Consider the following 22508-nt stretch of genomic DNA (forward strand, 5'->3'; position numbering starts at 1 on the left):
CCCCGTTCGCTCCCGCTCAGCCTGCCTTGTTGACCCGCATGTACCAATCGACAAGCCGCCGGACCTGGCGCTGCGTGTAGCCGCGCTCGGTCATGCGCTCGACGAATTCGGCATGCTGCTTTTCGGTGGTGCTGTCGCGCTTGGCACCGAAGCTGATCACCGGCAACAGGTCCTCGACCTGGCCGAACATCCGCTTTTCGATCACCTCGCGCAGCTTCTCGTAGCTCGTCCACGACGGGTTGCGGCCATTGTTCTTGGCGCGCGCCCTCAGCGTGAACTTCACCACCTCGTTGCGGAAGTCCTTGGGGTTGGCGATGCCAGCAGGCTTCTCGATCTGCGACAGCTCGGAGTCGAGGATGCCGCGGTTGAGGATCTGGCCGGTGTCGGGGTCCTTGTAGTCTTGGTCCTCGATCCAGGCGTCGGCATAAGCGATATAGCGGTCAAACAGGTTCTGGCCGTATTCGCTGTAGGATTCGAGATAGGCCTTCTGGATCTCGTGGCCGATGAACTCGGCATAACGCGTAGCAATTTCCGATTTGATGAAGTCGAGATAGGAGGCCTCGATCTCGCCCGGGAACTGCTCGCGCTTGATCGCCTGCTCCAGAACATACATCAGGTGCACCGGGTCGGCGGCGATCTCCTTGGTGTCGTAGTTGAACGTCTCCGACAAAACCTTGAAGGCAAAGCGCGTGCTGACGCCGTTCATGCCTTCATCGACGCCGGCGGCGTCGCGATATTCCTGCATCGACTTGGCCTTGGGGTCGACATCCTTGAGGTTCTCGCCGTCATAGACGCGCATCTTGGTGTAGAGCGGCGAGTTCTCGTGTTCGGCCAGCCGTGTCGACACGGTGAAGCGGCTCAATATGTCGAGCACCTCGGGTGCGCATGGATTGCTCACCAGCTCGCTTTCGCGCAGCAGCTTTTCGTAGATCTGCCGTTCTTCGGTGACGCGCAGGCAATAGGGCACCTTGACCACCAGGATGCGATCGAGGAACGCCTCGTTGTTCCTGTTGCTCTTGAACTGCAGCCATTCCGACTCGTTGGAGTGCGCCAGCACGATGCCCTGGTAGGGGAAGGCGCCGAAGCTCTCGGTGCCGTTGTAGTTGCTTTCCTGGGTCGCGGTCAAAAGCGGGTGCAATACCTTGATCGGCGCCTTGAACATCTCGACGAATTCGAGAAGCCCCTGGGTCGTGCGGTTGAGGCCGCCGCTGTAGGAATAGGCGTCGGGGTCGGACTGGCTGAAATGTTCAAGCTTGCGGATGTCGACCTTGCCGACAAGCGCCGACACGTCCTGGTTGTTTTCGTCGCCGGGTTCGGTCTTGGCGATGCAGATCTGGCGCAGCCGCGACGGCATCAATTTGACGACCGAGAATTTCGCGACATCGCCGCCGATTTCTTCGAGCCGCTTGGCAGCCCAGGGCGAAATCAGGCCGGTGAGCCGGCGCCGGGCGATGCCATATTTGTCTTCGAGAAGGTCGGCCATGCGTTCGGGATGGAACAGCCCGAGGGGTGATTCGAAAATCGGGCTGACCTGGCCGTTGATCTTGAGCGTGTAGATAGGCCGCTCTTCCATCAGCTTCTTCAGCCGTTCGGCGAGCGACGACTTGCCGCCACCGACGGGGCCGAGCAGATAGAGGATCTGCTTGCGCTCCTCGAGCCCTTGCGCGGCGTAGCGGAAGTAGCCGACGATACGCTCGATCGTGTCTTCCATGCCGTAGAACTCGGCAAATGCCGGATAAATCTTGATTGTTCGGTTGGCGAAGATGCGCCCCAGACGGGCGTCGGCGCTGGTGTCGACCAGCGTGGGGGCGCCAATGGCGTCCACCATTCGCTCGGCCGCAGTCGCATACATTGCTGGCTGGTCGCGGCAAGCGAGCAGATATTGCTGAAGGCTCATCTCCTCGGTTGTCTGACTGCCGTAGATTTCCGAGAAGAGATTGAAGACGTCGGATTCACGTGTTTGCATGGCACCCTCACAATGCCGAAGTCGCAACTCAGTGTATCACCACTTCGACTCTTTGCCTTCATCTCAACTTCCCTGAACAGCCAAAGTTCCGCACAGAATGTCGTGATCGTACATTTACCGTGAACGAGTGGATCAGCCGTTCGGTGCGTGCTTCGACCAACTGTCGACAGCGGCCGCTTTCAGGCGCCCGATGGAGCAACCTTCGGCTGTATTCTCAGCGGGAATAGGGAGGCGAGCGATGCCTCGCCAGGCTTGGTTTGCGCAAACCACGGGGCTGTGTTTTGCGCATCGGCTAAATCTGCATTGCGGGACGCAGGGACATTCTCTGGTACATCAACTTGCGCTAGACCAGTGACAGGCGAGCGCGTGGAGGGGACATGCCAATTCAAAATGAGGGCCGGATGATTGGCGGCCTGGCGACAGGTATTTTGGTCTTGGCGCTCATGCATTTTGCGCAGTCGATCTTCGTGCCGCTGGTCTTTTCACTGTTTCTGATCGCCCTGGTCTGGCCGGTGCAGTTTGCGCTGCAGCGCCTGATGCCCAAGCTCCTGGCGCTGCTCATCACCGTCAGCATCACCATCACCATCGTTCTCGCCGTCGGCTCTTCGGTGATCTGGGGCTTCGGCAAGCTCGGCCAGTGGCTGTTTGCCAATGCCGGACATTTCCAGGCGGTTTATACCGACTGGACCGATTGGCTGGAGGGGCATGGCATCGCCATAGCCGGGCCGCTCGCCGACCGCTTCGACGTGACCTGGCTGGTCGGTTTCACCCAAGGGATCGCCGGACGGCTCAACAGCCTGGCTGGTTTCGCCGTCCTGGTCTTCATTCTCGTCATGCTCGGCCTGCTTGAGGTCGAGGACTTCAATTGCCGTCTCAAATCACCAAACGCCCAGCCCCAGGGCGAACGTATATTGCTGGCCAACCGTGAGATCGGCGCCAAGCTGCGGCGCTTCATGGTGGTGCGCACCTTCGCCAGCATTCTCACCGGGCTCGTCGTCTGGGGCTTCGCGCTGGTTGCCGGGCTGGAGCTTGCCGGCGCATGGGGCGCCATCGCCTTCGCGCTCAACTACATCCCGTTCCTCGGCCCGTTCGTGGCGACGATGTTCCCCACCATGTTCGCCATCGCCCAGTTCGAATCCTGGCAGATGGCAGCCGTCGTGTTTCTCGGCCTCAACCTGATCCAGTTCATCATCGGCAGCTATCTTGAGCCTTTGCTCACCGGTGCGTCGCTAGCGATCTCGCCATTCGCCGTCATTTTCGCCGTGTTCTTCGGCAGCTTCTTGTGGGGCATTTCAGGCGCGTTCCTCGGCGTGCCGGTGCTGATCGCCTTCATCGTCTACACAGGCCAGTCGCCCTCGACGCGCTGGCTGGCGACGCTGCTGTCGGGAAAGCCTTCGGACCAAACTGGGCCCTCGACTTCCTAAAAATCTGTCCGCGTCAGATCGCGACACTCGACGCCTTGGCCCGCATCCGGCTATGAACCTAGGAGCGCATGGTCGCGGAAATTTTTGCATGGAAGGATGGCTGTCATGAAGGCACGCATCAAATGGGTTGAAGATCGCACCTTCGTGGGTGAGTCCGGCAGCGGGCATAAGATCGTGCTCGGAACCGCCAAGGAACCAGGTGGCCAGACGCCCGGCCCAAGCCCGATGGAGCTGATGCTGATCGGCGCTGGCGGCTGCTCGGCTTACGACGTCGTCCATATCCTGGAGAAGGGGCGCGAAGCGATCGAGGATTGCACCGTCGAGCTCGATGCCGACCGCGCCGAGACCGACCCCAAGGTCTTCACGCGCATCCACATGCATTTCGTGGTCAAGGGCCGCGGCCTCGCACCTGCCAAGGTCGAGCGCGCCGTCAATCTGTCGATCGAAAAATACTGCTCGGCCTCCGCCATGCTCGCCATGTCGGCTAAGCTGACCCATGATTTCGAGGTCGTCGATACTGCATCGACGCCGGCTTGAGATCAACAAACCGATAGTCGGCTAGCCGACTTCAAGGCCTGCCCTAAATGCGGCGATATGCGTTGCCGCATGCTGTCGGCTGACTGAAATTGGAGATGATGAGCCTCACCATGCGGGCAGCGTCCTGCGAGTAGGAGCCTGTCATGAAACATCGCATTGTGTGGGTAGCAATTGCGGCGGTCTTGGCCGGAATGCTCGGGCAGGCCCGGGCCGAGCCGCTCAAGTCCATGGAAGAGGTCAATGCAGCACTCCTGGCGTGCTGGAATGCGCCACCTGGCACGAACGGATCGTCGGTTACGTTGAGCTTCAGCTTCAAGCGTGACGGCTCATTGATGGGCAAACCGAGGCCGACAGCGATCAGTGTCAAAGGCGATGCGAACGCGCGGAAGGCCTTTGTCGATGCGGCGGTAGCGGCAGCTCAACGCTGCACGCCATTGAGTTTTTCTCCCACCATCGACCAAGGCATTGCCGGAGGCGTCTTCACACTGCAGTTCGATTCGCCCAGCAATTGAAAGTGCGCTGCAAGGCACCGCAGATCGTTGCAAAGCGTGCCGCCATGCTTGGGTAACAATTTTATAGGCTCGGCCGTTGTTCATGACGGCCGAGCTCGGATTGTGCGGACTTGCCGGTCAGTCGACCGACGGAGGGCGGTCCGAAGGCACCCGTACGTTGGGCTGGCTGGCCTACGCCTCCAGCCAGACGCGCGAGGCGATGTAGCCGTTCGACATGTCGTTGCCGACGTCGTCGGCATAGCCCTTGAGGGCGGCGGTCGCGGCGTTGATGTTGTTGTTGAACACCGGGATGATCGAGCCACCTTCGTCGCGCACCATCACTGCGGCGGCATGATACAGTTCCGCGCGCTTTGCCTCGTCTTCGACCACGCGCGCTTCCTTGATGAGCTTGTCGAAGTCCGGCCGATTGAAGTTGGTCTCGTTGGCTGGCGAGCCCGACAGGTGCTCGGTGGCATACATCAGGTCCTGGGTCAGGCGGCTGCCGTAGTAGGACATGCAGAAGGGGGCCTTGCGCCAGATGTTGTTCCAGTAACCGTCGGCCGGCTCGCGCTTGACCTCGATCTGGATGCCGGCCTTCTTGGCGTTCTCCTGGTAGAGGATGGCCGCATCCACTGCGCCGGGGAAAGTGCCATCGGACGTGCGCAGCACGACCGGTCCGTCATAGCCGGACTTCTTGAAATGGAAGGCGGCCTTGTCGGGATCATATGCCCGCTGTTCGATATCGGACGGGAAGTAAGGATAGGTGGCGTTGATCGGGAAGTCGTTGCCGACCGTGCCGAAGCCACCCAGCGTTGTCTGCAGCATGGCCTCACGGTCGATGGCGTATTTCAACGCTAGGCGCAGGTCGTTGTTGTCGAAGGGCGCGGTGTCCACGAGCATCGGCAGCGTGTAGTGGCCCCGGCTCGGTGCGTTGAGGATCTCGACGTTTTGCGCGCGCTTGAGCAGCGTCACTGTCTTGGGGCTGACAGCATTGATGAAGTGAACGCGCCCCGATGAGATCGCCGCTATGCGCGCGGTGGCGTCGTTCATGGCGATCATCTCGACGCTGTCGACGTAGCCGCGGTCCTGCCAGTCATTTGTGTTCTTCTCGAATACGGCGCGCACGCCCGGCTCGAAGCTGGCGAGCTTGTAAGCCCCAGTGCCGATGCCTTCGGCAGGATTGTCCATGCCGCCATTGGGCTGGATCATCAGGAGGTGGATGGTGAAGACCAGTGGCAGGTCGACATTGCTCTCCGAGAGCTTGACGTGGAGCTCTTCGCCCTTGGCCTCGACGGTTTCGATAGAGGCGATCATGCCCCGCGCGCCGGAGCCCGACTCCTCCTTCATGTGACGGCGGATCGTCTGGGCGCAATCCTCCGCGGTCAGTTTCTTGCCATTGTGGAAGGTAATGTCATTGCGGATCTTGAACACCCAGTCCTTTGACTGGTTGCTGGATTCCCAGCTGGAGGCGATGCCCGGCAGAGCCTTGCCAGTGGCAGGGTCACTGGCGACCAGCGTATCGCCGATCGTGCGCGCAAGCAGGAAGGCGAAGGCGCCGATCACTTTTGCAGGGTCAAGCGTATCGGTCGTGGCAGCGCCATCGATACCCAGCTTGAGGGTGCCGCCTTTCTTCGGCGTTGCCGCCGCTTGCGCATGCGCCGTGCTGGCAAGTCCGGCGATCAGCAGGCCGGCGCCGATCGTGCCCTTCAGGAAGTCGCGCCGGTTGGCAGCAAGGTCCATGCCGATCAAATTCGATTTCTTCATTTCCATTCCCTCCTCTTAGAGATCTGTCAGGCAGCCGGAGCCGGCACGCGCCCGGCAAGGACGCGCTCCAGCCAGCCGATTTCCATTTCGGGCACCGAGCTCAAGAGCTTTTCGGTGTAGTCGTCATAAGGTGGAGCAAGGACGGACGCCTTGTCGCCCTGACGAACCAGGCGGCCGCGATGCATGACCGCGACGCGGTCGGCGATCGCCCGCACGATTGCGATGTCGTGGGTGATGAACAGGTAGGAAACGGCTGTCTCCTCCTGCAACCGCATCAGCAGCTTCAATATGCCTTCGGCCACCAGCGGATCGAGCGCGGAAGTCGGCTCGTCGCACAGGATCAATTCCGGCTCGGCCGCCAATGCTCGGGCGATGGCGACCCGCTGTTTCTGCCCACCCGAGAGTTCTGCCGGATAGCGGTCGAGAAACTGCGGGCCCATCTCGATCTGGCCAAGCAGCTCGGTGACCCGTCTGGTCCGCTCCGCCCCCCTGAGACCGAAATAGAGGGTGAGCGGCCGGCCAATGATGTCGCCGACTTTCTGGCGCGGGTTCATCGCCGTATCGGCCATCTGGTAGATCATCTGGACGCGGCGCAGTTGGTCGAGCGTACGATCCTTGCGGGCGAGTGGCAGCCTCTCGCCCTTGAAAGTGACCGTGCCCCGCTGCGGCGGGAGCAGGCCTGTGACAACGCGCGCCAGGGTCGATTTTCCCGATCCGGACTCGCCGACCACCGCCAATGTCTGGCCTCTCGGCAGCGACAGCGACACGTCGTGCAGGACAGTCATGTTCGAGTAGCCAGCCGTCAGTCCTTCGATTCTCAGCAGCTCTTCCTCGGCCTTGTGGACAGGCTCGCGCACTGCCTGGCGTATGCTCACCAGCGCCTTGGTATAGTCTTCGTGCGGTGTCTCGATGATCTGCCGGGTCGAGCCATATTCCACCGTCTTGCCGTGTCTCAGCACCATGATGTGGTCGGCAACCTGGGCGACGACAGCAAGGTCGTGCGTGATGTAGAGCGCAGCTGTTCCCGTCTCTGAGATCGCATGCTTGATTGCCGCCAGAACTTCGATCTGCGTGGTCACGTCGAGTGCTGTGGTCGGCTCGTCGAAGACGATGAGTTCGGGTTTGGCACAAAGCGCCATGGCGGTCATGGCACGCTGCAGCTGGCCACCCGAGACCTGGTGGGGGTAGCGTTCGCCAAAGCGCTCCGGTTCGGGAAGGCCAAGCACCTTGAAAAGATACTGGGCGCGCTTCTTGGCTTCCGCCGGCGTCATGAGGCCATGTCGCACGGTTGCCTCTATGACCTGCCGCCCGAGCTTGTGAGCGGGGTTGAAGGCGGCTGCAGCTGATTGCGCGACATAGGCCACGCGCGCGCCGCGTATGGTGCGTACGCCGCCCGGCGACAGAGCCGTCACGTCGACACCGTCGAGCAGGACTTGACCGCCTGAAATACGCACGCCACCGCGGCCATAGGCCAGCGTCGACAGGCCGATGGTCGACTTGCCGGCACCGGATTCACCGATCAGGCCGAGCACCTTGCCCTTGCCAACATCGAAGGAGACGTCGTCTACCAGCACGAGGTCGCTGGCCGATCCATCGGCCTGATGCGCGCGCACCTCGATGCGCAGATTGCGGACAGAGAGCATTTCACCCATCGCCACGCGCTCCCTTGAGGCTCGCCGTGGTATTGATCAACCAGTCGACGACCAGATTGACCGAGATGACCAGGGCAGCGATCGCGGCACCGGGAATGAGCGAGGCCGAAACGCCGAAAATGATGCCGTCCTTGTTGTCCTTGACCATGCCGCCCCAGTCGGCGGCCGGCGGCTGGATGCCGAGGCCCAGGAAGGACAGCGTCGACAGGAACAGGATGGAATAGGCAAAACGCAGCCCGAACTCGCCCAGCAGGGGCGCCAGGGTATTGGGCAGGATTTCGCGGAAGATGATCCACAGCTTGCCTTCGCCGCGCAGCCAGGCGGCTTCGACAAAATCCATCACGCTGACGTCGAGCGCGACTGCCCGGCCGATGCGATAGACTCGTGTCGAGTCGATCGCAGCCATGACCAGTATGAGGATCAGGGTGCCTTGCGGCAGTACAGCAAGCACGACAAGCGCGAGGATCAGCCCGGGAACGGACATCATCAGGTCGTTGAACCGCGACAGAAGCTGATCGACCACGCCACCGCTGACGACAGCGGTGAAACTGAGCAGCATGCCGATGGCGAATGACAGCGTGGTGGCGGCCAAAGCGACGAAGAGCGTGGCGCGTGCGCCATAGATCAGGCGCGACAGGAGATCGCGACCGAGGCTGTCGGTACCAAGCAGGAAGTCCCCCCCCATCGGGGCCCAGACTTCGCCGACGATTGCACTTTGATCGTAGGGCGCGATCAGCGGCGCAAAGAGTGCGCAGGCCACAACGACCAGGATCCCCGCCGCGCCCACGCGTGCGCTTGTAGGCATCGATTTCAATCTCATCGCGGATGCCTCAAGCGTGGGTTCGCCAGGATCGAAACGATGTCGGCCAACAGGTTGAGCACAATGTAGATGGCCGCGAATATCAGTCCGCAGGCCTGGACCACCGGCATGTCGCGAACGGTCACGGCATCCACCATGTATTGGCCGATGCCCGGGTAGACGAACACCACTTCGATGACGACGACGCCGACCACGAGCGCTGCAAGGTTCAGTGCAATCACCGTGACGATGGGCGCCACGGCGTTGGGCGCGGCGTGTTCGGCGATGATGCGCAGCGCCGAAAGCCCCTTGAGTTCGGCGGTTTCCACATAGGGTGACGACATGACGTTCAGGATCGCCGAGCGCGTCATGCGCATCATGTGGGCCAGCACTGCGATGACAAGCGTCAGGACTGGCAAGGCAATGGCCGAAAGCCGCTCGCCAAGGCTCATTCCGTCATAGACGGTCGCCGGAAAGGCCGCGACCCCGAGCTTGACGGTAAAGAACTGGATGAGCAGGTAGCCGATGAAAAACTCGGGCAACGAAACTGCGGCAAGCGACAGGATACTGATGGCCTTGTCGGGAAAGCGGTTGCGGTAGCGTACCGCGATCATGCCAAGGCCCAGTGCCAATGGAACCGCGATTACTGCTGAAGCAACGGCAAGCAACATGGAATTGCCCAACCGTTTCCAGAGCTGCTCGGCGACCGAGTTGTGGTTGGACCACGAGGTTCCGAAATCGCCCTGGACGATGCCCCCCAGCCATTCGCCGTAGCGCTGGATCATCGGGCGGTCGAGGCCCAGTTCCTTGCGCACATGCTCGACCGATTCCGGGGTCGCGTCACGCCCGAGATAGGTCGCGGCGAAATCGCCCGGCAGCATCTCGACCCCGCCATAGACCAGCATCGAGGCTGCCAGCAGCAACCCGAAGCCAAGCAGGACGCGGCGCAGGATCAGCTTAACGAGCAGGTTGCTCGAGCGCCCTGCGGAGGTCGCAATCTCGTTGCCCGGCGCGCTCATCCGTGCCGCGCTCCCGGCCCTTCACCGCAGAGGGGCATGTTCAAGGCAACCGGGTGGCGGCTTTGCGCTTCACGCACGCTGCGCATCCGCAAAATGCCCATCACGCTTGCGCGCCCATTTCGGCATGGCTGCTTCGACCTCCGCTTCGGTCGCGAAGGTGTCCTTCTCGAACCGCTCGAGACGAAAACGGGTCGGGTCGACGAAAGGCGACTGGCCGAGGATCAGCTCTGCCGACAGGCGGCCAAGGCCAGGACCATGACTCACACCGCTTTCATTGTCGCCTCCTACCGCCACGACATTGGTCGTGCCAGGCACGCGACCGACCAGCAGGCCACGGTCGGGCGTGTAGCAGGGCACGCCCTGCGCCCAGCTCGCGATCTTCGATCCGCGCAGCGGCGGGAACACTTCTTGCAGACGCGCGAGATCTCCATCGGCCATTGCCTGCATCAGGTCAGCCTTGTGCGGCTGGCCGGGTGCAATCCATGCGTCGCTGAGCTTGTGATAGGGGTGGTAGTGCCCGCCCGTTCCCCACATGATGGCGCCAAAGGTTTCGCGCAGCCAAAGGCCCAGTTCGCGGCATTGGACAGTCGGGATGGTCGACGGCAAACCACGGCTATCTGTCACGATGCGGGTTGCAAGGACCCGAAGCAGTGGCAGCTTCCAGCCAAGCGTCTCAAGCAGCTCGTTGTTCCATGCGCCCGCTGCGATCACCACGCCATCGGCCTGCAACGTGCCCTTGTCGGTCTCGATCGTCACGCCGTTACCGGTGTCTTCAATGGCTATGACCTTCGTATGGTCCCGGAACGTACCGCCCAGCCTGGCAATTTCGCCGGCCAGCGCATGCAGGCCCAGCGTCGTGTCGAACTGGATGCCATGCGGGTTGTAGGCGCCCGAGTGGACCTTGGACGAGTCGATCAGGCCCTGCATCTTCTTGCCAATCTCGGCGGCGTTGAGATCCTGCATCTCGGCCGGCGCGTAAGGCGAGTCCAGCACAGGACGCACGAAGTCTTCGCGGCCTTCTTCCGTCAGCGCCATGATGAGCGTGCCGTTGGGGCGGTAGCCGATTTCCTGGCCGAGTTCGCTCAGCGCCTTGTAGAAGTCGAGCCCGTATTGCTGGAGCTTGAACCCCTCTTCGCCAAGCGGGATCATGCCGGCGGACCAGTGCGACACGAAGCCTGCGCCCGCGCCGCTGGTCGCCTTGGCAAGCTCGCCGGCCTCGACGACGGTGACGTCAGCGCCTGCCTTCAGCAAATGATAGGCGGTGCAGCAGCCGATGATGCCGCCACCGACGACGACGATCCGTTCGCGTTTTGCATTCGTGGTCATGATGTTCTCCCCCTCTTGCCGCGCTCAGACGGCCGGATGCACGTATTTGTCGAGCCACCACAGGATGCGGGCAGCGCTGTCGAGATATTCCGGGTAGCTGCGCATGCTGTGCCCGGCGTTGGGATAGATGACGAGCTCGGCGGGCGAGCCGGACCTGAAGGCTGCGAAATAGCATTCCTCCGCCTGGCCTGCCGGCGTGCTGCGATCGATACCGCCTGCCATCACCAGCGTCGGCACCTTCTTTTTGTGCTTGAAGAAGGCCGGACTGCGCTCGAAATAGGCGCCCGCTTCCGCCCAGGGCGAAGCGTCGAGCATGATCTCGTCGAACTCGGGAATCTGCGTGGTGCGATGCTGGCTGTACCAGTTGCCAACGGGCGAAAGCGGGATCGCCGCGGCGAAACGTTCGCTCTGCGAAGGCAGCCAGGCCGACATGAAGCCGCCATAGCTCGATCCTGTCACGGCGACCTTCGCGTCATCCGCCCAGCCCTTGGCAACCAGCGCATCCACGCCGCTGACGATGTCGAGCACGTCAGCACCACCCATGTCGCCCTTGACCGCACGCGCAAAGGCGTCGCCCCTGCCGGTGCTGCCACGCGGATTGGGCAAGAAGATCGTCCAACCCTGGCTAGCCAGCATCGGCGCCGCACGCGTCCGCGCCATCCAGTGGTTGCCATGAGCGGAAATCGGTCCACCGTGAACATCCACCAGAAGCGGTGTCGCCCCGTTGATATCGCGGGGGCGTATCACCCAGCCCTGCATCTCCAGCCCATTGGGCGCTGTCCAGCTGAATGGCTCGATGATGCCGCAAGACGACATTGCCTGCCCTGCGCCGGGCGCGGCCAGCGTTGCCACCTCGCGTAAACCGCCGGCGGACGATTCTGCCAGGAACGGCGCCCGCGCAAAGGCTTCCCCTAGAAACAGGGAACCGGTTTCACCGATCGGATATGCGGTCGGGACCCATTCGACATGGGAGAAATCCCTGGAGGCCCAGCTCTCGGTCGCAGCCGAGCGACGGAGGTCGTAGTCACCAGCAATCGTTTCGTGGCCGCGGAGACCGGCAAAGTGAATGACCAAGGGCGACCGCCACTCGATCGAGGTCACGTCGGCGCCCTCGCTGTCCAGCACCTCGATCGCGCCGTCGCGTGGGTCGAGCAGGCAGAGCTGGCCATAGACGACGCCGCGGTCGCTGCAGAATGCCCGGATAAATGCGACCTTGCCGCCATCGGGCGCAGCCCTGACGCAGCCGATCTGGTCGGCGGGGATGTACTTCGTCGTTGCGACACCCGAGGCGGCATCGACGAAGGAAAGGACCGCCCGATACCAGCTGCCCTCGCTGTGATGGTCGCTGGTGATCGCCGCGATCGAACCGTTGCCGCACCAGCTGGCTTCCCACACGTTCAGGGGTGCCGCCGTCAGCTGGCGCGGATCGCCCTCGCCATCCCAGGTCCAGATCGTGCGCCACAGTTCGCCGCCTTCATCGGAACGAACTTCCGGAATCCATGCTGGCGCATTCAACTTCTGCTTCTGGGCGAAACCACCATGAATGCCGGCGAGATCAGCGCCCGTGCCCGCCACCACCATCAGCAGCTTCGATCCGTCCGCCGACCATGCGATCTGCTCGATCCGTCCGGCAACGGTCCGCGCCTTCAGGCATTGGCCATCCGACCAGATCTCGATCCGGTCGGCGCCAGCATCGTCGCCGGCGCAAGCCACCGCCAGCTCGTTGCCTTCGGGCGACAGTCTGATCTGGCGGGTTTCCCGTTCGTTCAGGCGCTCGACCGCGCCGCCGTACCGTGCAACACGGCAAAGCCTATTGCTCACGCCATCTTCGAGACCGCGATCGAAACTCTGGCCAATGAAGTGGAAATAAGGAACGTTCTCGTTCCCGCACAGCGCGCGGCCGTTGAATATGTGCCCGCCCGGTGCAAGCAGGGCTTCGTACAATTTCAAGGTCGCCGTAAACTCCGGCGACGAACGGAAATCTCGCTCCATCGGGCTCCCCCCACTGACCAAATCAGCACCCGCTGAACGCACCTAGCCACCCTGCCGCACAAGATGCGGCAGGCAGAAACTCTAACGAGCTGGCGAGGTTGCCTCTGCGTTAGATGGTAACATTACAGGTAAGTTGGCGCCTGTCTATACACCTATGTACATTTCCGTGCCATAAAGTTGCGGTGGCTTCGAGCAGGTGAAAATTGTGCGCCACAAGCCCAGGTCCGCTGTGTAGAATGAAGTCAAAAGGGGGAGACCGACTGTGCCAGAAAGAGGACCAAAGCCAGCCCTTTCTACAACGGGCATGAAGCCGGCAGATGCGGTACCTGAGGACTCGTCACGCACGAGCAAGCAGGACTGGCTCGAACTTGCGATCAGGACCCTGGTCGAAGATGGCATCGACCAGGTCAAGATCCAGGCCATGGCCAAGAAACTCGACGTTTCCCGGTCGAGCTTCTACTGGTTCTTCGAAAGCCTTCAGGACCTGCACGACCAGCTGCTTCAGAACTGGTTGCGCCGGAATACCGACCCGGTGGTCGACCACGCGCTTCGGCCGGCGCCCAGCATCAACCGAGCCATCCTCAACGTTTTCCAGTGCTGGATCGACGATAGCATTTTCGACCCGCAACTGGACACTGCCGTTCGGATCTGGGCCCGCCGCGATACGTCTATCCGCACGGTCATCGACGAAGCCGACAGCCGTCGCATCGAAGCGATCACGGCCATGTACCGGCGCTATGGCTACGACCAGGAGAACGCCTTCATACGCGCCCGTGTGCTCTATTTCATGCAGATTGGCCACTACGCGCTCGACGTCGATGAAGCGCTCGACGTCAGGGTCTCACACGTTCCTGCCTATCTCCTGGCATTTAGCGGCCAGGAAGCCGAGCCCAGCGATATCGCAGCGTTCGACGAGTTCATCGGTAGCCTCAAGCGCAGGGACACCGTAGCTAGGAGGTGACGCACGACCTCAAGCTCGTCGACACGGCGTCGACGCCGGCTTGATCTAGCAAACCAGCGGCCGGCCAAGCCGTTCTGTCGATAGGGGTGGCCGGCCTGGTCGGAAGACCGCGCGTGGAATGCGCAGTCGACCTACTGCGCATGCACCATTTTGGTCGGCTTCTCCAGGAGGCTGAAGTCCGACCCGTCGCATTTCACATCAGGGTTGGTCGGGCTGAACATCCCCAACGGGTTGTCCTTGAACAGCCAGGCATGAAGGTCATAGTGGACGAACTCTTTCGGGATAAGCGGTTCGTGCCCTTCCATGGGCCCCTGGAAGGGTTGGCCAAATAGGCTTGGCCGCTCCTTGGCGGCGGCAAGCGGCACCAGCCACTCGGCTGCAACCAGGCGCAGTTTCTTGCCGTCGGGCTCATAGATCAGCACGTTTGGCTTGTTTGGATCGGGCGGGCCCTGCAGCGTGACGTTGACGAAGTGAATCCCCATGGCGCCCTTTGGATATTCCATGGCCCCCGGGATCTTCTCGCCACTGTAGTGAACGCAGCCCACCGTCGAGAGATAAAGGTCGCGCACGGCTACATAGGGATCCTGGTACTTCTCCAGCGCCTTGCGTGCAGCGTCGATTTCAGCCTTTTTTGGTTCTTCCGCCAGGGCCGGAGCGGCACCCCAAAAACCAGCCAGAGCAATGACAGCGCACTGAACGAGACTTGCAGTCCTCATGGCAGTTCCTCCAATGTGTGTTTCGCATATGCAATACAGACAATCTGGACGACGCCTTGAATGTCGCTCCGTTCGCTCTCCTTTGCAAATAGTTCGATGCGAGGCGGATCGGTGCGAACACGGGCAGGCCGGCCACGCATATGGGGATCGCCAGGCCTGGGGAAAAAGCTCAATAGAATTTGAAGTTTAGCTGATCATAAAAGCTGGCGGAGAGAGCGGGATTCGAACCCGCGATACGGTTCCCCGTATACACACTTTCCAGGCGTGCGCCTTCAACCACTCGGCCACCTCTCCGCATACGCGCCTTGCGCCGGCCGGTTTCGCCGGGCTGGTTGGGAGTGCGCGCATCTCCTGGGCGTTGGTTTGCGGCTCCGAAGGAGCCGGCAATCGGGTGCGGTCAACCTGCCGCCACCCATCCGCCTGCCGCCGAACACGATGTCGTGCGTCTGGCTGCCGGGCTCATCTAGTCGATCCTGCAGCACTTGCCAAGCGCTGACATGGCAAATCTTGCAGTAAGCGCTGCCTTGCCGGCAAAAAACGGCAGGCGCGCTACTCGCCGTCGCCAATCGTGGAAATAGAGCCGCTCTTTCCATGGCTTCCTTGTCAGGTGACGTTGCTTTGCCGCAGACTGGATTTGCGTGCGAGGCGCGCTGTCTGGAGGGATTTGATGCCAGCGGAAATGCAATCGAACGCCAGGGCTGTCATGGGCTGGATGCCGGTGGTGTGGCTTTGCCTTGTCATGGCGCTCAGCGCGCGCGGTTTCGACCAGAGCCTTGTCGTCATGCAGGGGTTTTCCCTGCCGGACGCTGCTCTCTATTTAGTTTACGCCTCGATGATCGTGGCTGTGGTGACGATCCTCTGGGGGCTTTATCTGCTCGGCCTCGCTTTCAATCGCTCGGCTCGGTTTCCGCGCAGTTTCATCCTCTGGCAGTGGGCCATCATCGCCTTCCTGCTTGCCAAGCAGGTCTATGTTCTGGTCGCCCCGGATTTCGCCTTCTCCATCGAGGGACTTGCCTGGGATGGCGGCGAGATCGCGATTGGCCTCTTCCTCATCTTTCTGGTCGGCCGAACGCATCGGGCGCGGGCCCTGTTGAGCAATGACGAACGCGCTCGTCCTGGCCTGCTGGCCTCGCTCTTCGCAGCGCTTGTCGGCGTCATCGTCGGCGGGGCGGTCGGCGCGGGTGTCGGGCTTGCGGCCGGCAGCGGCATCTCCGAGGCCACCGACATGAGCTGCTTTGAAGGCGCCTGCGGCTACTTCGTGGTGCTGATCGGCCTTGCCGGCATGCTTGCAGGGGCGATCGGCGGCGGCATCTTCGCTGTCTGGCGCATACATCGCCGCAAGCCGAAGCCTGCCGTTTGAGCCATTTGCCTGTCAATTCGGCGTGTCCATGATTGCGCTGGCCCGCCACCCATCCTATTTCTCGCTTTGAAACCGATATCCAGGACCGCTGATGATCCGCTTCGTGTTCCGTCTCGCCGCCGCGATCGCACTTTCGGTGGCCGTCATCATGGCGGTGCTCGATGCCACGCGCACTGTCGCCGTATCGCGGCTGGTGATGACGCCGCTCGACACCAGCTGGTCGACGGCCTCGCCGACCACGCTTGCCGCAACCGAGACATTTGTCAGCGACAAAGCGAGCCCAGCACTTTGGGACAGTGTCATCATGCCGGTGCTCAACCTACCGGGCTTCGCGATCTTCGCGGCCCTTGCATTCCTGCTCTATGCGATTGGCCACAGGCGGCGTCCGGGCCGCTTCACTGCCGAAGTCTGAGCGATAGCCGCGACGCTGCGGCGCGATACGGATTCGGCAAAACAAAAAGGGAGCATGCCATGTTTTTCCTGAGCGACATGCTGAACAAGAAGCTCAAGATGCCAGCCCCTGGCGAAGCGCTGCCCGGCCGTGAGCGGCCGATCCCGACAGCTTCCAAGCATTATGTCTCCAAGCGCCCGCTCAAGGGGCCATATCCCGAAGGGTTCGAGACGGCGATGTTTGGGCTCGGCTGCTTCTGGGGTGCCGAGCGCCTGTTCTGGCAGACGCCGGGCGTGTGGGTGACAGCGGTCGGTTATGCCGGCGGCCTCACACCCAACCCGACCTATCAAGAGACCTGCACCGGGCTGACCGGCCATGCCGAGGTGGTGCTGGTGGTGTTCGACCCCAAGGAAGTTTCCTATGCCCAATTGCTGAAGATCTTCTGGGAGGCGCATGATCCGACGCAAGGCATGCGCCAGGGCAACGACGTCGGCACGACCTATCGCTCAGTGATCTACACGTTCTCGCAAGACCAGCAGGCGGAGGCGGTCGCCTCGCGCGATGCCTATCAGGCGGCGCTCAAGGGTGCCGGCCGCGAAAGGATCACCACCGAGATCGAGCCGGCGCCTGAGTTCTATTTCGCCGAAGAAGACCACCAGCAATATCTGGCCAAGAATCCCTATGGCTATTGTGGCCTCAAGGGCACCGGCGTTGCTTGCGCAATCCCCCAGCAGGCCACCGTTTAGGCATTCGTTTCACGATCCATTTGCAACGCCTGTGCATTTTTCCAAAAGGTCAAGATTCCGCGTGAATTTTGTCTTGGCCCGTGCAAGATATGCCGATGCGCGGGGGGAGTTAAGACCCTGCCATGTGCTGTGCGCGAGCCCGAGGAACGGCTCGCGCGGCAATCGCAAGAAAAGACAACCGACAGGGTGTGGATCACATGAAACGTATCGTTCTCGGCCTTCTGGCGGCCACCGCCATGTGCCTTCCGGCGCTTGCCGCTGATGTTAAGCCGGCGCTGCTCTACGATCTCGGCGGCAAGTTCGACAAGTCGTTCAACGAAGCGTCCTTCAACGGCGCCGAAAAGTTCAAGGCCGAGACCGGCATTCCTTATGTCGAGTTCGAAGTCTCCAACGCCTCGCAGCGCGACCAGGCGCTACGCCGCTTCGCCGAGGATGGCCGCAACCCGATCGTCATGGCCGGCTTCGCCTGGTCCGAAGCACTCGACAAGGTCGCCGTCGACTATCCGGACCTCAAGTTCGCCATCATCGACATGGTCGTCGAAAAGCCCAATGTGAAGTCGATCGTGTTCAAGGAACATGAGGGCTCCTACCTCGTCGGCGTCATGGCCGCTCTCGCTTCCAAGTCCAAGAAGGTCGGCTTTGTCGGCGGCATGGACGTTCCGCTGATCCGTAAGTTCGGCTGCGGTTATGTCGGCGGCGCCAAGGCAGCCGGTGCGACCGAAGTCATCCAGAACATGACCGGCGACACCCCTGCCGCCTGGAACGACCCGACCAAGGGCGGCGAAATCACCAAGACCCAGATCTCGCAGGGTGCGGACGTCATCTACGCCGCGGCCGGCGGCACCGGCGTCGGCGTGCTCCAGGCTGCTGCCGATGGCGGCAAGCTCGGCATCGGCGTCGATTCCAACCAGAACGGCCTGCAGCCGGGCAAGGTGCTGACCTCGATGCTCAAGCGCGTCGATGTCGCCGTCTACAACGCCTTCATGGATGCCAAGAACGACAAGTTCGAAGGCGGCATCAACAATCTCGGTCTCAAGGAAGGTGGCGTCGACTATGCCATGGACGACAACAACAAGGCGCTCGTCACCGACGAGATGAAGGCTGCAGTCGAAAAGGCAAAGGCCGACATCATCGCCGGCACTGTCCAGGTGCATGACTACACCTCGGACGACAAGTGCCCCTATTGATCCTTGCCTGAATGAAATGCGCCGCCGGGCGAAGGTCCGGCGGCGCTTTCGTTAGCTAGGGCTACCAGTGGGGCGGCTTGGTCACCGGCGTGTCGGACGCCGACTGCTCTTCGAGCGCGAGAAAACGCTCGGTCAGCGCGTCGAGCTTCTTTTGCATGCGGTCGATCACCTTCCACTGTTCGGCGATCTGGCCGGAAAGCTCCTCGATAGTATGTTCCTGTTCGGCGGCGCGGATTTCAAGCGTCGTCAGCCGGTCCTGGGGCGTTGTCATGGGCTATCCTCTTGGGTCCGGACTTTCGGTCGTTATGTCGAAATGGGCGATGTATCTGCCAATTGTCGGGGGCCTTTGGCCGAGCCGATTGGCAGGTCAGTATGGGCGTGCTAGCTCTTTCGGCAAGCCATAACAAGAACATAAGAAACCTGAGGTGGACGGTCGTATGGCGGAAATGGCTATCGAGCTGATCGGCATCAACAAGAGCTTTGGTGCTGTCCGCGCCAACCGCGACATCGCGCTCGAAATCCCGCGCGGCACCATTCACGGCATCATCGGCGAAAACGGCGCGGGCAAGTCAACGCTGATGTCGATCCTCTACGGCTTCTACCAGGCCGACAGCGGCGAAATCCGCGTCAACGGCAAGCCGACAGCGATCAAGACGCCCAACGATGCGATTGCCGCCGGCATCGGCATGGTGCACCAGCACTTCATGCTGGTTGAGAATTTCTCGGTTTTGGAAAACGTCATCCTCGGCGCCGAAGGCGAGGCGCTGCTCAACAAGTCCATCGCCAAGGCGCGCTCGGAGCTGCGCCGGCTGGAACAGGAATACGGCCTCGAGGTCGATCCCGATGCGATCATCGAAGAGCTGCCCGTCGGCCTGCAGCAGCGAGTCGAGATCCTCAAGGCGCTCTATCGCGGTGCTGAGATCTTGATCCTCGACGAGCCGACGGGCGTTTTGACGCCCGCCGAGGCCGACCATTTGTTCCGCATCCTCCAGCAGCTCAAGGAGCAGGGCAAGACGGTGGTGCTGATCACGCACAAGCTGCGCGAGATCATGGCGATCACCGACAATGTCTCGGTCATGCGCCAGGGTACGATGGTGGCGACGCGCAAGACCAGCGAGACCACAGTCGAGGAACTGGCCGAGCTGATGGTTGGCCGTCGCGTGCTGCTGCGGGTCGAAAAAGGCGAGGCTTCGCCCGGCGACGTCAAGCTTTTGGTGAAAAACCTGACGGTCAAGGATTCGCGCGGCGTCACCATGGTCGACAATGTGTCGCTCGATGTGCGCGCCGGCGAGATCGTCGGCATCGCAGGTGTTGCCGGCAACGGCCAGTCCGAATTGATGGAAGCCGTCTCCGGCATCCGCAAGGCGGTCTCCGGTACGGTATTGCTCGACGGTCAGCCGATCGACCTGACAGGCCAGGCCGACCCCGGCGAGCTGCGCGATCGTGGTTTGGCCCATGTGCCGGAGGACCGCCACCATGTCGGGCTGGTGCTCGCCTTCGACGAAAGCGAAAACTCGATCCTCGGCTATCATGACAAGCCGCAATATCTCAAAGGCCCGTTCCTCAATCTCGATGCGATCCAGAAGGATGCGCAGCAAAAGATCGAGAAATACGACATCCGCCCGGCCAATCCCCGGCTCAAGACCGCCAATTTCTCCGGCGGCAACCAGCAGAAGATTGTGCTCGCACGCGAAATCGAACAAGACCCCGGCGTGCTGATCGTCGGCCAGCCAACCCGCGGCGTCGATGTCGGCGCCATCGAATTCATCCACAGGCGGCTCATCGACATGCGCGACCAGGGCAAGGCGGTGCTGCTCATTTCTGTCGAGCTCGACGAAATCCGCTCGCTGTCCGACCGCATCCTGGTGATGTTCGCCGGCCGCATCGTCGGCGAGCGCGGACCCGAAACCAGCGAAGGCGAGCTTGGTCTGCTGATGGCCGGCGTCGAGCACAAGGAAGCCGCCGAATGAGCACGCCTTACGCAAAATTGCCGGCCTGGGCCGACTACGGGCTCATCCCACTCATCAACCTGCTTGTTGCCTTTGCCGTAGCTGGTCTTGTGGTGCTGCTCGTCGGCGAAAACCCGCTGCGTGCCGCCGTCATACTCGTCGAAGGCGCTTTCGGCAGCGGGCAGGGCATTGCCTACACGCTGTACTACGCCACCAACTTCATCTTTACCGGCCTTGCCGTGGCTGTCGCCTTCCATTGCGGCTTGTTCAACATTGGTGGCGAGGGCCAGGCCTATATCGCCGGCCTCGGCATCGCCATCGTCGCCCTGTCTTTCGACAGCACGCTGCCTTGGTGGCTGCTCTTTCCGCTGGCGATCGTGGCCTCGGCGCTCTTTGGCGGCCTGTGGGCGCTGATCCCGGCCTATCTCCAGGCCAAGCGCGGCTCGCACATCGTTATCACCACCATCATGTTCAACTTCATCGCCGCCAGCGTGATGGTCTATATGCTGGTCAACGTGCTGAAGCCGCTGGGCTCGATGGCACCGCAGACGCGCCAGTTCCTCGAAGGCGGACAATTGCCCAAGCTTGGCTGGCTTTTGGCCGAATTCGGCCTCAAGGTCAGGCCATCGGCGCCGCTCAACATCTCGTTCCTGCTCGCGCTTGTGATGGCCTTCCTTGTCTGGGTACTGATCTGGCGCACCAAGCTTGGCTACGAGATCCGCACCTACGGCTTCAGCTCAAAGGCAGCGCGTTACGCGGGCATCTCTGAAACCCGCATCATCATCGTCACCATGGTCATCTCAGGAGCACTGGCCGGCATGATGGCGCTCAACCCGATCATGGGCGATCAGCACAACGTGCCGCTGGATTTCGTCTCCGGCGCCGGTTTCGTCGGCATCGCTGTGGCGCTGATGGGCCGTTCGCATCCCGCCGGTATCGTGCCGGCGGCGATCCTGTTTGGCATGCTCTATCAGGGCGGCGCTGAGCTCGCCTTCGAGATGCCCAACATCTCCCGCGACATGATCGTCATCATCCAGGGCCTGGTAATTCTGTTCGCCGGTGCGCTGGAAAACATGTTCCGCCCGACGATCCAGGGCATTTTCGCGAGCTTCAGTCCGCGATCGGTCGGAATTTCGGCGACCAAAGGGGAGCGTGCCTGAGATGGAATTCGTTGACGCGCTCATCAACATCTTGAACTCGACCATCCGCGTTTCGGTGCCGCTGCTGCTCGCTTGCCTTGCCGGCCTCTATTCCGAACGCGCCGGCGTCTTCGACATCGGCCTGGAAGGCAAGATGCTGGCCGGTGCCTTTGCCGGGGCTGCGGCGGCGGCCGTCTTTGCCTCGGCCTGGATCGGCCTGCTCGTTGCGGTTCTTGTCTCGATCGGCATGGCGCTGGTCCATGGCTTTGCCTCGATCACCCATCGTGGCAACCAGATCGTCTCGGGCGTGGCGATCAATTTCATCGCCGCCGGCTCGACCATCATCCTCGGACAGGCCTGGTTCCAGCAGGGTGGCCGCACGCCGTCGCTGCCGCCTGAAGCCCGCTTCGGCGCCATCAATTTGCCCGGTGCCGACGCGCTCCGCGACGTGCCGATCATCGGCCAGCTCTATTCCGGCCTGCTGTCTGGCCATTCGCTTCTGACCTACGTCGCCTTCCTCGCCGTGCCCTTCACATGGTGGGTGCTGTTTCGCACCCGCTTCGGGCTGCGCCTGCGTGCTGTCGGCGAAAACCCTGCCGCGGTCGACACCGCCGGCATCTCGGTCGCCTGGCTACGCTATCGTGCCGTCATCTGCACCGGTATCCTGACTGGCCTTGCCGGTTCCTACATGGCGCTCGCCCAGAATGCCGGCTTCGTCAAGGACATGACCGCCGGTCGTGGCTACATCGCGCTGGCAGCCCTGATCTTCGCCAAGTGGAAGCCTGTGCCAGCGATGTTTGCCTGCTTGCTTTTTGGCTTCCTCGACGCGCTGTCGATCCGCCTGCAGGGCACGCCGCTACCGCTCATCGGCAAGGTGCCGGTGCAGCTGATGCAGGCGCTGCCCTACATCCTCACCGTCATCCTGCTCGCCGGCTTCATCGGCAAGGCCATCCCGCCGCGTGCCGGTGGCGTGCCCTACGTGAAGGAGCGTTGAGCGTCGGATGATCGAACTTCCAAATCGCCCCTCATCCGCCTGCCGGCACCTTCTCCCCGTGAATGACGGGGAGAAGGGGGCAGTTGCGACGCTGA

At 61.9% G+C, this 22508-nt stretch carries 20 protein-coding genes and 1 tRNA gene; 11 read left to right on the plus strand and 10 right to left on the minus strand.

Annotated elements, in window-relative coordinates; all coding sequences use genetic code 11:
- Positions 1-16: 16 nt before the first annotated feature.
- Positions 17-1966: a PrkA family serine protein kinase gene (locus AC1DLV_RS00955; RefSeq protein WP_476800421.1), complete on the minus strand. Its 1950-nt coding sequence runs from the start codon at positions 1964-1966 to the stop codon at positions 17-19.
- A gap of 377 nt (positions 1967-2343) precedes the next feature.
- Here AC1DLV_RS00955 and AC1DLV_RS00960 point away from each other — a divergent pair, with 377 nt between their 5' ends.
- The 3 genes from AC1DLV_RS00960 to AC1DLV_RS00970 all read left to right on the plus strand — a co-directional run bounded on the left by AC1DLV_RS00960 (position 2344) and on the right by AC1DLV_RS00970 (position 4439).
- Complete coding sequence (locus AC1DLV_RS00960) at positions 2344-3390, plus strand: AI-2E family transporter (RefSeq protein WP_476800420.1); 1047 nt, start codon at positions 2344-2346, stop codon at positions 3388-3390.
- 105 nt (positions 3391-3495) lie between these two features.
- Entirely contained in the window at positions 3496-3927 is a 432-nt protein-coding gene (locus tag AC1DLV_RS00965) for an OsmC family protein (protein WP_476800419.1), read from the plus strand.
- 191 nt (positions 3928-4118) lie between these two features.
- Positions 4119-4439 (plus strand): hypothetical protein, encoded by a 321-nt coding sequence (locus AC1DLV_RS00970; RefSeq protein ID WP_476836117.1) that lies wholly within the window; start codon positions 4119-4121, stop codon positions 4437-4439.
- Positions 4440-4610: 171 nt separating this feature from the next.
- Here the strand turns inward: AC1DLV_RS00970 and AC1DLV_RS00975 are convergent, their stop codons facing one another.
- The 6 genes from AC1DLV_RS00975 to AC1DLV_RS01000 all read right to left on the minus strand — a co-directional run bounded on the left by AC1DLV_RS00975 (position 4611) and on the right by AC1DLV_RS01000 (position 12928).
- Entirely contained in the window at positions 4611-6188 is a 1578-nt protein-coding gene (locus AC1DLV_RS00975) for an ABC transporter substrate-binding protein (protein WP_476800417.1), read from the minus strand.
- 20 nt (positions 6189-6208) lie between these two features.
- Positions 6209-7834: an ABC transporter ATP-binding protein gene (locus AC1DLV_RS00980; protein WP_476800416.1), complete on the minus strand. Its 1626-nt coding sequence runs from the start codon at positions 7832-7834 to the stop codon at positions 6209-6211.
- Positions 7827-8654 (minus strand): ABC transporter permease, encoded by an 828-nt coding sequence (locus AC1DLV_RS00985; RefSeq protein ID WP_476800415.1) that lies wholly within the window; start codon positions 8652-8654, stop codon positions 7827-7829. Before AC1DLV_RS00985 ends, AC1DLV_RS00980 begins: the two co-directional genes overlap by 8 nt.
- Positions 8651-9652, minus strand: coding sequence for an ABC transporter permease (locus AC1DLV_RS00990; RefSeq protein ID WP_476800414.1), 1002 nt, complete (start codon positions 9650-9652; stop codon positions 8651-8653). Before AC1DLV_RS00990 ends, AC1DLV_RS00985 begins: the two co-directional genes overlap by 4 nt.
- A 69-nt stretch (positions 9653-9721) precedes the next feature.
- Positions 9722-10978, minus strand: a complete 1257-nt coding sequence (locus AC1DLV_RS00995) for an NAD(P)/FAD-dependent oxidoreductase (protein ID WP_476800413.1) — start codon at positions 10976-10978, stop codon at positions 9722-9724.
- Positions 10979-11002: 24 nt separating this feature from the next.
- Entirely contained in the window at positions 11003-12928 is a 1926-nt protein-coding gene (locus tag AC1DLV_RS01000) for an alpha/beta hydrolase family protein (protein WP_476836095.1), read from the minus strand.
- 304 nt (positions 12929-13232) lie between these two features.
- Here AC1DLV_RS01000 and AC1DLV_RS01005 point away from each other — a divergent pair, with 304 nt between their 5' ends.
- Entirely contained in the window at positions 13233-13931 is a 699-nt protein-coding gene (locus tag AC1DLV_RS01005) for a TetR/AcrR family transcriptional regulator (RefSeq protein WP_476800411.1), read from the plus strand.
- 131 nt (positions 13932-14062) lie between these two features.
- Here the strand turns inward: AC1DLV_RS01005 and AC1DLV_RS01010 are convergent, their stop codons facing one another.
- On the minus strand, positions 14063-14647 hold the full coding sequence (locus AC1DLV_RS01010; RefSeq protein ID WP_476800410.1) for a hypothetical protein: 585 nt from the start codon (positions 14645-14647) through the stop codon (positions 14063-14065).
- 204 nt (positions 14648-14851) lie between these two features.
- Positions 14852-14941 (minus strand) — tRNA-Ser (locus AC1DLV_RS01015).
- 373 nt (positions 14942-15314) lie between these two features.
- Here AC1DLV_RS01015 and AC1DLV_RS01020 point away from each other — a divergent pair.
- From AC1DLV_RS01020 to AC1DLV_RS01035, 4 genes are all read left to right on the plus strand, one after another.
- Positions 15315-16007, plus strand: a complete 693-nt coding sequence (locus tag AC1DLV_RS01020) for a hypothetical protein (protein ID WP_476800409.1) — start codon at positions 15315-15317, stop codon at positions 16005-16007.
- A 91-nt stretch (positions 16008-16098) separates the two neighbouring features.
- Positions 16099-16419, plus strand: a complete 321-nt coding sequence (locus AC1DLV_RS01025) for a hypothetical protein (protein WP_476784105.1) — start codon at positions 16099-16101, stop codon at positions 16417-16419.
- A 59-nt stretch (positions 16420-16478) separates the two neighbouring features.
- Positions 16479-17144, plus strand: a complete 666-nt coding sequence (gene msrA, locus AC1DLV_RS01030) for a peptide-methionine (S)-S-oxide reductase MsrA (RefSeq protein WP_476800408.1) — start codon at positions 16479-16481, stop codon at positions 17142-17144.
- A gap of 197 nt (positions 17145-17341) precedes the next feature.
- Positions 17342-18331: a BMP family lipoprotein gene (locus tag AC1DLV_RS01035; protein WP_476800407.1), complete on the plus strand. Its 990-nt coding sequence runs from the start codon at positions 17342-17344 to the stop codon at positions 18329-18331.
- Positions 18332-18392: 61 nt separating this feature from the next.
- Here the strand turns inward: AC1DLV_RS01035 and AC1DLV_RS01040 are convergent, their stop codons facing one another.
- Positions 18393-18602, minus strand: coding sequence for a SlyX family protein (locus tag AC1DLV_RS01040; RefSeq protein ID WP_476800406.1), 210 nt, complete (start codon positions 18600-18602; stop codon positions 18393-18395).
- A 166-nt stretch (positions 18603-18768) separates the two neighbouring features.
- On the opposite strand from AC1DLV_RS01040, the gene AC1DLV_RS01045 reads away from it, so the two are divergent.
- The 3 genes from AC1DLV_RS01045 to AC1DLV_RS01055 are packed head-to-tail and all read left to right on the plus strand — an operon-like array spanning position 18769 to position 22413.
- Positions 18769-20301 (plus strand): ABC transporter ATP-binding protein, encoded by a 1533-nt coding sequence (locus AC1DLV_RS01045; protein ID WP_476800405.1) that lies wholly within the window; start codon positions 18769-18771, stop codon positions 20299-20301.
- Positions 20298-21440 carry an ABC transporter permease gene (locus AC1DLV_RS01050; protein ID WP_476800404.1) on the plus strand — a complete coding sequence of 381 codons (1143 nt, stop codon included), beginning with the start codon at positions 20298-20300 and terminating at the stop codon, positions 21438-21440. The genes AC1DLV_RS01045 and AC1DLV_RS01050 overlap by 4 nt, the downstream gene beginning before the upstream one ends.
- Before the next feature lies 1 nt (position 21441).
- Positions 21442-22413: an ABC transporter permease gene (locus AC1DLV_RS01055; RefSeq protein ID WP_476800403.1), complete on the plus strand. Its 972-nt coding sequence runs from the start codon at positions 21442-21444 to the stop codon at positions 22411-22413.
- The last annotated feature ends 95 nt before the right edge of the window (positions 22414-22508 follow it).

It is taken from the genome of Aminobacter sp. 01T433 (assembly GCF_056398585.1).

Excerpts from the sequence above, each read along its gene's own strand:
- AC1DLV_RS00955 (WP_476800421.1), bottom strand. The coding sequence starts at position 1,966 with ATGCAAACACGTGAATCCGACGTCTTCAATCTCTTCTCGGAAATCTAC.
- AC1DLV_RS00960 (WP_476800420.1), top strand. The coding sequence starts at position 2,344 with ATGCCAATTCAAAATGAGGGCCGGATGATTGGCGGCCTGGCGACAGGT.
- AC1DLV_RS00965 (WP_476800419.1), top strand. The coding sequence starts at position 3,496 with ATGAAGGCACGCATCAAATGGGTTGAAGATCGCACCTTCGTGGGTGAG.
- AC1DLV_RS00970 (WP_476836117.1), top strand. The coding sequence starts at position 4,119 with ATGCTCGGGCAGGCCCGGGCCGAGCCGCTCAAGTCCATGGAAGAGGTC.
- AC1DLV_RS00975 (WP_476800417.1), bottom strand. The coding sequence starts at position 6,188 with ATGGAAATGAAGAAATCGAATTTGATCGGCATGGACCTTGCTGCCAAC.
- AC1DLV_RS00980 (WP_476800416.1), bottom strand. The coding sequence starts at position 7,834 with ATGGGTGAAATGCTCTCTGTCCGCAATCTGCGCATCGAGGTGCGCGCG.
- AC1DLV_RS00985 (WP_476800415.1), bottom strand. The coding sequence starts at position 8,654 with ATGAGATTGAAATCGATGCCTACAAGCGCACGCGTGGGCGCGGCGGGG.
- AC1DLV_RS00990 (WP_476800414.1), bottom strand. The coding sequence starts at position 9,652 with ATGAGCGCGCCGGGCAACGAGATTGCGACCTCCGCAGGGCGCTCGAGC.
- AC1DLV_RS00995 (WP_476800413.1), bottom strand. The coding sequence starts at position 10,978 with ATGACCACGAATGCAAAACGCGAACGGATCGTCGTCGTCGGTGGCGGC.
- AC1DLV_RS01010 (WP_476800410.1), bottom strand. The coding sequence starts at position 14,647 with ATGAGGACTGCAAGTCTCGTTCAGTGCGCTGTCATTGCTCTGGCTGGT.
- AC1DLV_RS01020 (WP_476800409.1), top strand. The coding sequence starts at position 15,315 with ATGCCAGCGGAAATGCAATCGAACGCCAGGGCTGTCATGGGCTGGATG.
- AC1DLV_RS01025 (WP_476784105.1), top strand. The coding sequence starts at position 16,099 with ATGATCCGCTTCGTGTTCCGTCTCGCCGCCGCGATCGCACTTTCGGTG.
- msrA (WP_476800408.1), top strand. The coding sequence starts at position 16,479 with ATGTTTTTCCTGAGCGACATGCTGAACAAGAAGCTCAAGATGCCAGCC.
- AC1DLV_RS01035 (WP_476800407.1), top strand. The coding sequence starts at position 17,342 with ATGAAACGTATCGTTCTCGGCCTTCTGGCGGCCACCGCCATGTGCCTT.
- AC1DLV_RS01040 (WP_476800406.1), bottom strand. The coding sequence starts at position 18,602 with ATGACAACGCCCCAGGACCGGCTGACGACGCTTGAAATCCGCGCCGCC.
- AC1DLV_RS01045 (WP_476800405.1), top strand. The coding sequence starts at position 18,769 with ATGGCGGAAATGGCTATCGAGCTGATCGGCATCAACAAGAGCTTTGGT.
- AC1DLV_RS01050 (WP_476800404.1), top strand. The coding sequence starts at position 20,298 with ATGAGCACGCCTTACGCAAAATTGCCGGCCTGGGCCGACTACGGGCTC.
- AC1DLV_RS01055 (WP_476800403.1), top strand. The coding sequence starts at position 21,442 with ATGGAATTCGTTGACGCGCTCATCAACATCTTGAACTCGACCATCCGC.